The organism is Mycobacterium sp. C31M (assembly GCF_053345865.1).
In genome coordinates, this window is sequence record NZ_JBKFAX010000003.1 from 431,439 (window position 1) to 445,077 (window position 13,639).

General features: G+C 68.0%; 13 protein-coding genes. 4 read left to right on the forward strand and 9 right to left on the reverse strand.

What is annotated here, in order from left to right:
- The first annotated feature begins 3 nt into the window (after window positions 1–3).
- Both mycP and eccE read left to right on the forward strand, forming a co-directional pair.
- The gene (gene mycP / locus ACLBYA_RS06955) at window positions 4–1,341 is read left to right on the forward strand and encodes a type VII secretion-associated serine protease mycosin (protein WP_447708615.1); all 1,338 of its coding nucleotides are present in this window, start codon (window positions 4–6) and stop codon (window positions 1,339–1,341) included.
- Window positions 1,338–2,228, forward strand: a complete 891-nt coding sequence (gene eccE, locus ACLBYA_RS06960) for a type VII secretion protein EccE (protein WP_447708616.1) — start codon at window positions 1,338–1,340, stop codon at window positions 2,226–2,228. Before mycP ends, eccE begins: the two co-directional genes overlap by 4 nt.
- Here eccE and ACLBYA_RS06965 read toward each other — a convergent pair.
- Together ACLBYA_RS06965 and ACLBYA_RS06970 are read right to left on the reverse strand one after the other, a co-directional pair.
- The gene (locus tag ACLBYA_RS06965) at window positions 2,218–3,408 is read right to left on the reverse strand and encodes an alpha/beta hydrolase family protein (RefSeq protein ID WP_447708617.1); all 1,191 of its coding nucleotides are present in this window, start codon (window positions 3,406–3,408) and stop codon (window positions 2,218–2,220) included. The genes eccE and ACLBYA_RS06965 overlap by 11 nt on opposite strands.
- A gap of 69 nt (window positions 3,409–3,477) precedes the next feature.
- Window positions 3,478–4,365: an amidohydrolase family protein gene (locus ACLBYA_RS06970; protein ID WP_447708618.1), complete on the reverse strand. Its 888-nt coding sequence runs from the start codon at window positions 4,363–4,365 to the stop codon at window positions 3,478–3,480.
- A gap of 44 nt (window positions 4,366–4,409) precedes the next feature.
- On the opposite strand from ACLBYA_RS06970, the gene ACLBYA_RS06975 reads away from it, so the two are divergent.
- On the forward strand, window positions 4,410–5,174 hold the full coding sequence (locus ACLBYA_RS06975; RefSeq protein WP_447708619.1) for a trans-aconitate 2-methyltransferase: 765 nt from the start codon (window positions 4,410–4,412) through the stop codon (window positions 5,172–5,174).
- A gap of 51 nt (window positions 5,175–5,225) precedes the next feature.
- Here ACLBYA_RS06975 and cysC read toward each other — a convergent pair whose 3' ends face one another.
- From cysC to ACLBYA_RS07005, 6 genes are all read right to left on the reverse strand, one after another.
- On the reverse strand, window positions 5,226–7,076 hold the full coding sequence (gene cysC / locus ACLBYA_RS06980) for an adenylyl-sulfate kinase (protein ID WP_447708620.1): 1,851 nt from the start codon (window positions 7,074–7,076) through the stop codon (window positions 5,226–5,228).
- Between the two features lie 34 nt (window positions 7,077–7,110).
- Window positions 7,111–8,019, reverse strand: coding sequence for a sulfate adenylyltransferase subunit CysD (gene cysD, locus ACLBYA_RS06985; RefSeq protein WP_447708621.1), 909 nt, complete (start codon window positions 8,017–8,019; stop codon window positions 7,111–7,113).
- On the reverse strand, window positions 8,016–8,816 hold the full coding sequence (gene stf0, locus ACLBYA_RS06990) for a trehalose 2-sulfotransferase (protein ID WP_447708622.1): 801 nt from the start codon (window positions 8,814–8,816) through the stop codon (window positions 8,016–8,018). The genes cysD and stf0 overlap by 4 nt, the downstream gene beginning before the upstream one ends.
- A 65-nt stretch (window positions 8,817–8,881) precedes the next feature.
- Window positions 8,882–10,258 carry a sulfatase family protein gene (locus ACLBYA_RS06995; RefSeq protein ID WP_447708623.1) on the reverse strand — a complete coding sequence of 459 codons (1,377 nt, stop codon included), beginning with the start codon at window positions 10,256–10,258 and terminating at the stop codon, window positions 8,882–8,884.
- 43 nt (window positions 10,259–10,301) lie between these two features.
- Window positions 10,302–11,018 (reverse strand): NUDIX hydrolase, encoded by a 717-nt coding sequence (locus ACLBYA_RS07000; protein WP_447708624.1) that lies wholly within the window; start codon window positions 11,016–11,018, stop codon window positions 10,302–10,304.
- Complete coding sequence (locus ACLBYA_RS07005; RefSeq protein ID WP_447708625.1) at window positions 11,015–11,497, reverse strand: hypothetical protein; 483 nt, start codon at window positions 11,495–11,497, stop codon at window positions 11,015–11,017. The genes ACLBYA_RS07000 and ACLBYA_RS07005 overlap by 4 nt, the downstream gene beginning before the upstream one ends.
- 58 nt (window positions 11,498–11,555) lie before the next feature.
- On the opposite strand from ACLBYA_RS07005, the gene ACLBYA_RS07010 reads away from it, so the two are divergent.
- Window positions 11,556–12,209: a phosphatase PAP2 family protein gene (locus tag ACLBYA_RS07010; RefSeq protein WP_447708626.1), complete on the forward strand. Its 654-nt coding sequence runs from the start codon at window positions 11,556–11,558 to the stop codon at window positions 12,207–12,209.
- Here ACLBYA_RS07010 and ACLBYA_RS07015 read toward each other — a convergent pair.
- Entirely contained in the window at window positions 12,154–13,605 is a 1,452-nt protein-coding gene (locus ACLBYA_RS07015; protein ID WP_447708627.1) for a diacylglycerol kinase family protein, read from the reverse strand. The genes ACLBYA_RS07010 and ACLBYA_RS07015 overlap by 56 nt on opposite strands.
- Window positions 13,606–13,639 lie beyond the last annotated feature (34 nt).

Here is a 13,639-nt window from a genome sequence, read left to right on the forward strand (position 1 = left end):
GTCATGGTCGCCCTGGTGGCCAACCCGGCCGCGGGGGCCGTCACCCCGCCCGAGGTGGACCCCGCCGTTGCGCCCCCACCGGGCACCGCCGGCCCGGTACAGCCGATGGCGCAACGCAGCGCGTGCACGGTCACCGGAGTCATACCGGGTACCGATCCCGCGGTGGCGAGTCCGAATCAGTTGTCGCTCAACCTGGCCGATGCGTGGCGGTACAGCCGAGGTGACGGCCAGACTGTCGCCGTCATCGACACCGGTGTGCAACCCGGGCCGCGGCTGCCCAACGTCGAATCCGGCGGTGACTTCGTGGCCAACACCGACGGCCTGACCGACTGCGACGGCCACGGCACCATGGTGGCCGGTCTGATCGCCGGCCAACCCGGAGCGGACGGATTCTCCGGTATCGCACCTGGGGCGCAACTGCTCTCGATCCGGCAGACCTCCGGCAAGTATTCGCCGAACCAGCCGGGTGAGGATCCGGTGATCGTCGAGGCCAACAATGACATCGCGACACTGGCCCGCGCCGTGGTGCGCGCCGCCGACCTGGGCGCCCGCATCATCAACATCTCCTCGGTGGCCTGCGTTCCGGCGACCACCTCGATCGACCAGAGTGCGCTCGGCGCGGCACTGCGGTACGCCGCCGTGGAACGCGATGTCGTGATCGTCGCCGCCGCGGGCAACACCGGTGGTGGTATTGCGGGCGGGACCGCCTGTGCGGCAAACCCGCCCGTTGACATGAACCGGCCCGACGATCCGCGTAACTGGGCGGGGGTGACCTCGGTGTCCACCCCGTCGTGGTGGCAGCCCTATGTGCTGTCGGTGGGGGCACTGACCCCGGGCGGCTCGCCTGCACCGTTCAGCATGTCCGGCCCGTGGGTGGGCCTGGCCGCGCCGGGGGAGAACATCACCTCGGTGAGCAACAGTCCCGACGGTGGGCTGGCCAACGGCCAACCCAACGAGAAGGGTGAGCTGACACCGGTGGCAGGGACCAGTTACGCCGCCGCCTACGTGTCCGGGGTTGCGGCCCTGGTGCGCAGTCGCTTTCCCGAACTGTCGGCCACCCAGGTGGTGCGCCGTCTGACGGTGACCGCCCGTGGCGCGGACCGCTCACCGTCGTCGCTGGTGGGCGCCGGCACCATCGATCCGGTGGCCGCCCTGACCTGGGATGTCCCCGGCCCGGGCAGTGCTCCCGACACGACGAGAGAGGTTGCGGCCCCGCCTGATCCGGTCCAGCCGGATCACACCGGACGCAATATCGCCTATATCGGAGCGGGCCTGTTGGCCCTGGTGGCTGCGTTGACCGCAGTGGTCGCCGCCCAACGACGGAAGGACAACGCCGCATGACGGCCCGACTCGCCCTGGCGGCGCTCTTCATCGTGGCAGCCGCCCTGGCCTACCCGTTCCAGACTGTCACCGGGCAGTGGGTGCTCGGTGTGACGATCGCTGCCGTGATCGTGCTGTTCGCCTGGTGGGGTGGAGAATTCGCCACCACCAAGCTGGCGCGCCGGTGGGCCATCTGGCGCGGAAACCACGGCGGGGCGACGCACCGCGACAACGGGCAGCGGGCCACCGTGGTGTTGCGCATCGAGGACCCGCTGGATGACGAACTGCCGGTCGGCCTGATCGCCGGGTACACCGACCGTTACGGACTGCGACTGGACAAGGTTCGGATCACCAGCCGCGACCTGGGTGGTGTGCGCAGCAACTGGGTCAGCCTGACGTTGGACGCGACGCAGAACCTGTCGGCCCTGCAGGCACGTTCGGCGCGGATCCCGTTGCACGACACGGTCGATGTCATCGGTCGCCGGCTGGCCGATCACCTCCGCGAGGGTGGCTGGACCGTGACACCGATCGACGACGCGCCCCGACCGGTGTCCGACGGGGCCAAGGAGACCTGGCGGGCGCTGACCGACGAATCCGGGATGCTGACCGCATACCGCATTCCGGCGGCGGCACTGCCCGATGCGTTGCAGGCGATCTGGGCGCAGCCGGCCGAGGAACGCTGGACCGCGGTGGAATTCGGCACCGACACGGTGGCCGCGGTGGCGGCGGTGCGCACTGCTGAGAAGCCCGGCACGCACCCGGTCGAGGGGCTGGCCACACTCGGCGGGCGGCAGCGCGCGACGCTAGATGCGTTGAATCCGGCTGCACCGCAGCGGCTTCCCGGACATGAGCCAGTGGGCACCCTGGTCGACGAGATCCGCTGGGTCGGACACTCCGTCAGAACATGAACGGCCGCAGGAAGCGGGTCATCCGGCGCAGGTAGTCCGGCTGGCTGATGTGCAACACGTGGTTGCCCGGGAACCAGTGGAAGGCGCACCGGTCCCAGTGCCGCCACAGCAGTTCGGCCTGCTGCGGCGGCGCCAGCTTGTCGCCGAGGCCGGCGATGATGAGCCGGCGCTCCTTGGGCACCAGCGGCGCATAGTTCAACGGTGAGTGGAACCGTGTCGCCGCGTCGGACCGAGCCTTGTCGACATGGGTAAGCCGATTACCCAGGCGCACCAGCATATTGGCGGGGAACCAATCGTCGAACGCGGCCTCCGGCGTCACCACCGGGACATTCGGGATGACCGCCTGGATGCGGTCGTCGACGGCGGCGATCAATGCCGAGGTGTAACCACCCAGCGACATGCCGGTCAGCGCGATCCGGTCGACGCCGGTGTACTCCAGGTGGTCGATCACCGAACGGAAGTCATGCACGGCCTGGGCCATCGCCTCGGCGAAACCGGCCATTCCGTCGGCGAAGTAGCCGTAACCGCTGTACGGCGAACCCGGTTCGGCCCGCTGACCGTGGAACGGCAAGGTGTAGAGCAGCACGTCATAGCCGGACCGGAAGAACCACGGCAGCGCGAAGAACAAACCGTTGAACAGGTATGCCGACCCCATGAACCCGTGGATGAGGCACAATGTCGGGCGCGGACCGTCACCGTGCACCCAATGCTGGGCGTGCACCACGTTGTTGCGGGCGTAGGAGGCTCGCTGCGCGCGCAAGGCCGGATTGATCGACTGGAAGCTGCTCTGAAACCGGATGTTGTGTACCGCACCGTGCGCCACCCACGATGCCAACAGGTTCGCCGGTCGGGTGGACACCCGAGGTGGTGTGGTGGAGGCCGGAAACGACAGTTCCGGATCCTGCCGGGCCGCCAGGTCGATGTAGAACTGCAGCGCCTCGTCCTCGTCGTGCACGGAGCCGGGATGCAGGGCGGCACCCGCCAGTCGCGGCACCATGGCGGCGCCGACGATGGAGGCCACCGTGGTGCGCAGAGCCAGATCGGCGATCGCCGAGGCATCGACCACCAGGCGCTGCCGGCGGGTCAGGTCGATCCGCCGGGGTAGACCGCGGGCGGTGGCATCGGCACCGGGAACGTCCGGGACGGGAATCGGCGGATCGATGGGTGCGGGTTCGGTCACGGCGCTGCCCTTTCTGGCCGGCCTTCCGTGGGTCCGCCGATGGTAGCCCGGTCCGGGCGGGCGTGTCAGTCAGACGTGCGGATGTAAACCGAACAGGGCGGCGGCATTGTCGTGGAACACCCCGCGCAGCCACTGCTCGTCGACACCGGGCAGTTCGCCGATGACCCGCATGGCCTCGGCATAACGGTACGGGATGTTGGGGAAATCACTGCCGAACAGGATGCGATCGCCGAGTTCGCGCAACCGCGGATGGTCCTGCGGCGGGAACGGCATCGCCGCCTCGGCGAATGGGGTGAACGCCATGGTGGTGTCGAGGTGGACCCCGGCGTACTCGGCGCAGATGTCCAGGAAATCGCTGTATTCCGGCATGCCCATGTGGGCGACGATCAGGCGTAGTCGCGGGTGGCGGGCCAGCACGGCCCGGATCGGGTCCGGCCCGGTGTGCACGCCGGGGGTCGGCCCGGACCCGCAGTGCGTGACGACCGGGATCCCGGCGTCGGCCAGCACACCCCAGACATCGTCGAGCAGGGCGTCGGTGGGGTCGTAGGCGCCGACCTGGACGTGCGCCTTGAAGACCTGCGCGCCGCCGTCGATGGCCGCGGCGACATACCGGGCGGCGCCGGGTTCGGGGAAGAAGGTGGCGGTGGACAGACAGTCCGGGGTTGCGGCGGCGAACTGGGCCGCCCAGGAGTTCAACCACGCCGCCATATCCGGTTTGTGCGGGTAGACCAGCGAGGTGAACGCCCGCACCCCGAAACCGCGCAGGGTGGCCAGCCGCCGGCTCTCGTCATCGCGGTAGGTGATGGGCCAGGCCCGACCGGTCAACGGCCCGGCATCGTCGAAGTAACGCCACACCTTGTCCATGACGTTCCTGGGCATGAAATGTGTGTGCACGTCGATGATCCCGGGCAGTCTCAGCTGCTCCCAGATCGTGCGGACCTCGGCTGTCTCATCCATCGGGAACGATCCTGTCATCCGCGGCAGTGGGGGAGACTGGGGGTATGTGGAATCCGGATGTCTACCTCGCCTTCGCCGACCACCGGGGACGTCCGTTCTTCGATCTGGTGAACCGGGTCGCGGCGAGTGCTCCGCGGCGGGTGGCCGATCTGGGCTGCGGGCCCGGCAACCTCACCGAGACCCTGACCCAGCGCTGGCCGGACGCGGTGGTGCAGGGCTGGGATTCCTCGCCGCAGATGGTGGCCGCGGCCACCGAACGCGGTCTCGATGTGCGGTTGGGCGGTATCGCCGACTGGGCGCCCGAGGCCGATACCGATGTGGTGATCTCCAACGCCGCCCTGCAGTGGGTCCCGGAGCACCGCGAGCTGGTGGTGCGCTGGGCCGGGCAGCTGGCGCCGGGATCTTGCATCGCCTTCCAGGTACCGGGCAACTTCTACGCCCCCTCACATGAGGCAGTGCGCGAGGTCGCGCGCAGCGCCGAGTTCGCCGATGCGTTGCGCGACATGCCGTTCCGGGACGCCGAGGTGGTCGGCACGCCTGCCGAATATGCCGGGTTGCTGACCGATGCGGGATGCGCCGTCGACGCCTGGGAGACCACGTATCTGCACGAGTTACGCGGTGACAAGCCAGTATTGGACTGGATCACCGGCACGGCGTTGACCCAGGTCCGGGAACGGCTGTCCGAGCAGGACTGGCAGCGCTACCGCGAGGCCATCATCCCGATGCTGGCGCAGGCCTACCCGGCGCGGCCCGACGGAACCACGTTCTTTCCGTTCCGGCGGGTGTTCGTCGTCGCACAGACCCGGTGATTTGTGGAGTCTTAGCCGTAAGGGTTACGGCTAAGACTCCACAAATCGCAGTCAGTCGAGTAGGGCGATGACCTTGGCGACGAGGTCGTCGATATCGGCGTCGGTGGTGTCGACCACCAGATCCGGGTTCTCCGGGGCCTCGTACGGGGCGTCGATCCCGGTGAGCCCCTTGAGCTCACCGGCGCGGGCCCGGGCATAGAGGCCCTTGGGGTCGCGCCGTTCACACTCGGCGACCGGCGTCGCGACGTGGACCTCCAGGAACGGCAGCTTCGCGGCGTCGTTGAGTGTGCGGGCCAGGTCCCGATCGGATTTCAGCGGGGACACCAGTGAGGCCAGCGCCACCACACCGGAATCGGCGAGCAGGCGGGTCAGATGCCCCACGCGCCGGATGTTCTCGGCGCGGTCACCGGCCGAGAAACCCAGATCATCGGACAGGCCGTGGCGCAGGTTGTCCCCGTCCAGCAGGTAGGCGACGCGGCCCGATTCGACGAGCGCGCGCTCGACCGCCACGGCCAGCGTCGACTTGCCGGATGCCGGCAGCCCGGTGAACCAGATGGTGGCCCCGCGCTGACCCGTTTTGCCCCAGCGGTATTCGCGGTCCAGCGAGGACGGATGCCACTTGATATCGGAGCGGTTGTGCCCGCTGGGTTTGACCTCACGGGGCTCGGAGATGATGCCTGCGCCGACGGTGTCGTTGGACACCTCGTCGATCAGGATGAAGGCGCCGCTGTCGCGGTTGTCGGCATACGAGTCGGCCACCACTACCGAGCTGGTGCGCAGGGTGATGGCCCCGATGTCGTTGAGTGCCAACTCGACCGGACCGTCGACCTCGTCGAGGGTCTCGGGGTCGAGTTTGGTGTGCAGTTCCTGCACGGTGGCCCGCACCGTGCGGGTGCCCTGCTTGAGCGCCAGGCGGTCACCGGCACGCAGCGCGTCGTCCAGGAACCAGCACACCGTGGCGTCCAGCTCGCGGGCGAGCACCGGAAGTTCCGCGTTCTCGGCGGCGCTGACGAACACATCGCCGCGCCCGACGTCGATATCGTCGGCCAGTTCGATCGATACCGACAGCGGGGCAACGGCGGTGGTGCGGTCATCGTCGAGTGTGTCGACCACCGTGACGGTGGAACGGGTACCGGCAGGCAGGCTGACCACGGTGTCGCCGACGCTCAGGGTTCCGGCGGACAGCCGGCCGGTGTAGCGGCGACGCTGTTCAGCAGAAGGCCGCGACACCCACTGCACCGGCAACCGTAGGCTCGCCGGCTCCGGGTGCGGTGCCGAGAGCTCCACGGCTTCCAGGTATTCGAGCAGGGTGGGGCCGGTGTACCAACCGGTGTTGTCCGAGCGGTGTACGACATTGTCGCCGAGCTTCGCGGCGATCGGGATGACGGACAGTTCGGCACCACCGAGTCGGTCGGCCACCAACTGCAGCTCGTCTTCCACCTCGGCGAACCGGTCCTTGTCGAAATCCACCAGGTCGATCTTGTTGACCGCGGCGACAAAGTGCTTGATGCCCAGCAACTTTGCGATGCGGGCGTGCCGACGGGTCTGGCGCAGCACCCCGGCGCGGGCATCGACGAGCAGGATCGCCACATGCGCGTTGGAGGCGCCGGTGAACATGTTGCGGGTGTAGCGCTCGTGACCGGGTGTATCGGCCAGGATGTAGCTGCGGGTCTCGGTGGAGAAGAACCGGTAGGCGACATCGATCGTGATGCCTTGCTCGCGTTCGGCGCGCAGACCGTCCGACAGCGCGGCCAGGTCGGCCACCCCGTCGGAGTCGGTGACCGCCTCCAGGTGGTCCAGCGGCAGGCTGTCGGTGTCGTGCAGCAGTCGGCCGATCAGGGTGCTCTTGCCGTCGTCGACCGAGCCCGCGGTGGTGATGCGAAGTAGCTGACGTGTGGACATCAGCTTTCGCCCGCGTTCTTCTTCGCTTCGCTCATCAGAAATAACCCTCCCGCTTGCGGTCTTCCATTGCGGCGACCGAAGTCCGGTCATCGGCGCGGGTTTCGCCCCGCTCGGAGACGGTGGCCGCCGAGATTTCGGTGATGACACCGTCGATGGTGGTCGCGGTTGAGCGGACCGCACCGGTGATCGTCAGATCTCCGACGGTGCGGTAGCGCACCCACTCGACGGCGGCCCGCTCCGTGCCGGTCGGCTGTGCGTACTCCGAGACCGCCAGCAGGATGCCGTCCCGCTCGAACACCTCACGCTCATGGGCGAAGTAGATCGAGGGCAGCTCAAGGTTTTCCAGCTCGATGTAACGCCAGATGTCGATCTCGGTCCAGTTCGACAGTGGGAAAACCCGCACCTGCTCGCCCTTTCGGATCCGCCCGTTGTACAGCGACCAGGGCTCGGGGCGCTGTGCGCGTGGATCCCACTGGCCGAACTCGTCGCGGAAACTGAGTATGCGTTCCTTGGCCCGGGCCCGCTCCTCGTCCCGACGTGCCCCGCCGAACGCGGCGTCGAAACCGCCGGCCTCCAGCGCGTCGAGCAAGGTGCGGGTCTGCTGCCGGTTCCGGGAGGCACCCGGTCCCGGGTCGGCGACCCGGCCGCTGTCGATGGTCTCCTGCACCGACCCGACGATCAGCTTGTGCCCGACACCGGTGGTGCGTCGATCACGGAACTCGACGACCTCGTCGAAGTTGTGCCCGGTGTCGACGTGCAGCACCGGGAACGGTAACGGATTGGGGCGAAAGGCCTTCTCCGCCAAGCGGAGCAGCACGATCGAGTCTTTACCCGCGGAGAACAGCAGCACCGGGCGCTGCAACTCGGCGGCCACCTCGCGGATGATGTGTACCGCTTCAGCCTCCAACAGCCGGAGCTCGTCTACCTGCGTCAGAGTGGTCATGTCGGCAGTCCCTCTCGGTGGGCGTCGATGCGGTAGCGGTCGACCCAGTCGTCGGACCGCTGATCGGCCTGGCGTTCCAAGACCGGTTGCGGTGCGAGCCGCGGATCCAGTCCGAGCTGTTCCAGGACGGTGGCGACGACGGTGGTGAGGTTGCGCCACAGGTACGGGTAGGAGATGTCGATCGGTTCGATTCCCTCCTGGGCGAACCAGTTTCGCCATCCTTCCTCCTGTGCGCGCAGCATCGTGATGACGTGCGCGATGGCACCGGCGTGGTACTCGGCGCGGGCGTCGCGCACCGGATCAGGCCGACCACGCCACACCCGGGTCTGCACGGCCCGCCAGAACGAGACGGCCTGGGACACCACATCGGGCCGGTACACGTGCACCAGCACCGGGTCGCTGCCCACCACATCGCGGATGGCCGACAGCAGACCGTCACCGGAACGGTCCGGCAGGCCGGCCGCCCGGTCCAGCAGCAGCGGTGTCTGATTCCACATCAGCTTGCCGCCCCACACCCCGTTGGGCGTCCGGCCGACGGTCTGGATGTAGTCACGCCAGATCTCCGGCGGCGCGAGGTCGGGTTTGCCCTCGTCGAGTGGGTCCAGCAGTCGCAGGATGGACTCGTCCTGCACCCCGGCGAACCACTGCCGCGGCTGTGGTGACTGACTGGTCGACGGCAGGTACTGGAAGAACTCCTGCGGCTCACCGGCGACACCCGTCGCGCGCAGCGATTCCACCAACAGGGTGCTTCCGCTGCGTTGCGAAGCGAGGACGAGATACGCCTTCGGGTGGGCCATGGGCGAGACTCTAACGGCAATTGTTTTGGCCCGCAGACGGGCTATTCACGTCACCGTGAGTTTAACTATTGCGCGGATTTGGATTGGTGTTCGATGCCTCTGTCGGCGGCCTTGGCGGCGCGACTCAGGGCCGGCCATTCCAGAATGGTCTTATATGTCTGCGTATAGCGTTCGGCGATTCGGGTTCCGGCGAATTCCGAAGGAATGACGTCATTGGTCTTCTGTCGCCAGTCGTTGAGCAGCAACGCCAGATCCCGCGCGACCTTCTCCGTTTCCGCAGTAAGCGGCGCGTCGAACAAGTTGTGGGTCTCGCCGGGGTCGACCCGCAGATCGTAGAGTTCCCGGTCCGGTCGGGGGCTGCGGACATGGGGTCCGACGGCGGCGCCGGGAGCGCTGTCGGCGATATCCCACGGCAGGTCCAAAAGCGGTCGGGCCGCGTAATTCTCGATATACGAAAAGTCCTTGGTCCGAATGGCGCGGATGGGGTCAAAAGAATCGTGGTAAGTCTTTGTCGAATACACCTCGCCGCGCACCGGTTCTGGTGATTTCGCGGTGAATGCCTGCGCGTGCGAAAGTCCTTGGATTTCTGCCGGTGCCTCGACCCCGAGCAGTTCCAGCAGCGTGGGCACCAGATCCACCCCGCTGAACAATTCTTCGTACACCTGCGGTGTGATGCCTGCTCCGGTCGGTGGGCGCACGATCATCGCGATCCCGGTTCCGGCGTCATACAGCGTGGATTTGGCGCGGGGCAGTGCCGGCCCGTGATCGGTCATGAAGACCACCCACGTGTTCGTGTCCAGGCCGTTGTCGGCCAGGGTGTCGAGCAGTTGACCGACCGCGGCGTCGGCGACGGTGATGGACCCGTAGAAGTCGGCCAGGTCCTGGCGGACCTCCGGGGTGTCCGGCAGATAGCCGGGTAGTTCCACCGAGTCGGGATCGGCCGGGTCATAACGGTCGTGCGGGTACGGTCGGTGGGTCTCGAAGAAGCCCGTGGTCAGCAGGAACGGTTCGGTGGGCGGTCGCCGCAGCCAGGCGGTGGCCTGCTCGACCACGTACTCGCAGTAGGAGTTCGACACGTCGTACTCGTCGAAACCGAGGCGGGTCGGGTACGACGTCTCGTGCTGCATGCCGAACAGGGCGGTGTACCAACCGGACTCGGCCAGGATGTCGGGCAGGGTGCGGACGTCGGCGCGATACTCCCAGCCGTGGTGGGCCAACCCGACCAATCCGTTGCTCTGCGGATAGCGTCCGGTGAACAGCGATCCGCGCGACGGCGAGCACAGCGGGGCGGTGGCGTGTGCGCGGGTCAGCAGGATGCCCTCGGCGGCCAACCGATCCAGCCGCGGGCTGTCCACATCGTGGCGGCCGTAGGCGCCGAGGTAGCGGCCCAGGTCATGCCAGTGCACGATCAGCACGTTCTCTTTGGGAGCGGCGCTATGCATCAGGCCACCATTCCACAGTGTGCGACCGGTCTGCAGAACCTGGCTATTTCCAGGCGAATACCGGCTGTTCCAGATCGTCGACGGCATCACCGCGGCCTTCGAGTCCGAGCCAGCGCAGCTGCAGTAGGACCGCGCCGGTCGGGGCGTGGATCAGATCGCCACCCAGCGGGATCTGCACCACCGGCCGCGGGCTCTCCGGGATGGTGATGAACCGCGGCGAATCGGTCCGCTGCAGCTGGTGCAGGCCGACCCGGTAGACGGCGACCACCTCATCGGGTGAGGGGCGCAACTCCAGCCGCCCGCCACCCCACAGCACCACCGGGGTGATCACATAACCCGAGCGGGTCGGGTAGTCGTCGAGCAATCCGAGTACGGCATCACCGGGGAGTTCGACGCCGACTTCCTCGTGCAGTTCGCGCAGCGCGGCATCGACGACGGTTTCGCCGGGGTCGAGCCGGCCGCCCGGCAGGGCCCACTGTGCGGCATGCGAACTGAGCCGCGATGCCCTGCGGCACAACAGGAATGACGCACCCCCGGAAACGTCGACCATCCGCCCGTCGAGATTGTCGGGCATCGGCCTGCCTGCCACCCAATCGTCGACCGGGGCGGGGTCCACCCGGTCCTCCCCGATACTCGAGTCGACCAGCGTGATCGCGACGGCGGCGTGGCGTTTGGCCGGGTCGGTCACGGTGCGGCGGGTGTGCCCGGCCAGGTTGGCGCGGATCCGGTCGCGCAGGGCAACATCGTAGTCGAGGATCACGGGTGGTATGGCACCCCGACGGCGCGGAAGACGAATTCCGGCGGCACGTCATAGCCCAGCGACCGGCGTGGCACCCGCGCCAGGATCTCATCGGACAGCGGCTCCTTGTAGTGCAGGGACAGCGTCCCCGAGCAGCGCGCATCGACCTGGGCGATATCGACGTTGAGCACCAACCCGGCCGACGACAGATCGGCGGTGACCGTGCCGGATTGCACTGCATCCCAACGCTGGTCGATGGTGCGTCCGGCCAGCCCCGGCATGGTGGACAGCGTGCCCAGCACCCGCTGGTCGGTGAGCACCAGCGATCCGGTGAAACCGGAGACACTTCCCACGGACCGCTTGCCCGGGACCTGGCCGGAGAAGCGCCGGGTGACGGCGACGTACTCGGCGAGGTGGATGATGCCCTCGGCCTCGACCTCGGCGCGGAGTTCCTCGGGGAGCCTGCCGATCCGCAGCAACTTGCGCAGGAATACAGCCATAGGCCGCACGATACGCCACCTGCGTGCGGTGCATCGGCGGTCGCCTACCCTCGGTGGGGTGTCCCGTCCAGCGCAGTTGGCCGCAGCGGTCGTGGCGATCGCGGTGTTCCTGACCGCACTGAGCGGGGTGGTGTGGGGCTGGTCGTGGATGGCGGCCGCGGACTGGGCGGTGCTGGATCCGCTGCACAGCTACGGGGCGGCGCACCCGCTGTGGGTGGACAGCTGGAACCTGCTGTGCAATGTGCTGCACCCGGCGGTGTTCCGACTGCTGGCACTCATCTGGATCGGATGGGCGCTCTGGCGTGGCCGGTACCGCGTCGCGATCTTCCTGACGCTCACGGTCGAGGCCTCGGGGCTGGTGGTGGTGCTGGTGAAAGCCCTTGTGGACCGGCCCCGCCCGGACACCGCCCTGGTCGACGAGTTCTCGTCGTCGTTTCCGTCCGGCCACGCGCTCGGTATCACGGTTGCGGTCATCGCGATGACGATCGCCGCGTGGGACCGGCTGCGCCGTTGGCGCACAACGACTGTGGTGCTCGGTGTGCTGACGGTGCTGATGGTGGGGTTCGGCCGGGTGGTGCTCAATGTGCACCACCCCTCGGACGTGCTGGCCGGTTGGGCGCTGGGTTATCTGTGGGTGTTGATCTGGCTGCCGGTGCTCATACTTCCCGAGGCAGTGGACGAAAAACCGGTAGCGCCCGGTACAGCACCTTGAATTCGGCGTCCTGACAGACCATCTCGACCTCGCCGTCATGGGCGATCGGGGTGGGCCCGTCGACGGCGGTGAAGCTGAATTCGGGAACCCGCAGTTCGTGGTACAGCGGGCTGAATTCCAGCCTCCCGAGGGCCAGCGCGGTCAGGATGCGCACCGTGCTGAACCGGCGGCCGGTCTCCAGGATGCGGACGTCGATCAGGCCGTCGTCCATCCGCACCCGCCGCGACGGTGCAAAACCCGACGGTGAGTACAGCGAGTTACCCAGGAAGAACAGCGAGGTCTGCACGGTCCGTCCGTCATAACGGATGCGCACCGACGGGTCGCTGCGCAGCGTGCGATACAGCGCGTAGGCACCGGCCAGCGGCTTGCCGGTCTTGTGCTCCAGCTTTTCCCGGATCCGGACGAAGTGCGGGTACGCGCCGATGCTCGCGGTGTTGACGACGGTATCGGTGTCGTTGAAGCGGATGGCGTCGACGTTGGCCGCCGAACCGGTCCGGATGGCCTCGATGGTGGCGGCGACGGTATCGCAGCCGATGTCCTTGGCGAAGTGGTTGAACGTGCCGCCGGGAAATACGGCCAACGGTACGCCGGCCTCCAGCGCGACACCCGCGGCGCAGGACACGGTGCCGTCACCGCCGCCGACCGCCAGCACCTCGGCGCGCGCGGCCGCGTCGCGGAGCTCCTGCTCGATGTCCTGATCGTCGCCGACCTCGACGACCTCCAGGGCCGGCAATGCCTCCCGCACCTCGTCGATGATCCGCGCCCCCGTCCCGCTGCCGGAGTTCGGGTTGACGACCAGAATCACGCCGGCCCCGTCGGGCCGGGCGGGGGTGTCATAACGCAGCGGACTGCTGGTGGTCGGCAGTGGTGCGGCAATGGTCGGCACGATGCGGGCCCCGACGAGCGCCACCGCGGTCCCGATCCCGAAACCGGCCAGCACGTCGCCTGGATAGTGCGCGCCGGTGGCCACCCGGGACAGCCCGACCAGCCCGGCCAGCACGCCGAGGCCGACGCCGAGCGAGCGGTTCTCCAGGCCGACACCGACCGCGAAGGCCGCCGCGCTGGCCGAATGGCCGGACGGCAGCGAGTTCGAGGTCGGCATCCGCCGGGAGCGCCGGATCAGCGGCACACCCATGTGGTCGGGTCGGGGCCGCTTCCAGATTCGCTTGGCGCCCTGATTGGTGAGCAGGCTGGTCACGGCCAGCGTCAGCACCCCGCGTCCGGCACCGCGTCGCATCGACGGCGTACCGGTGGCGGCCAGGGCGGCGCCGATGGCCAGCCACAGCTTGGAGTGGTCGGCGGCCGAGGTGAGCCGCGGCATCACGGTGTCCAGCAGCGGACTGTCGGATTCGGCGACGGCGTCGAAGATGCGGCGGTCCAGCGTTCCCAGTCCCATGGCATCCAAACTAACCAAGATCACCGTGTCCAAA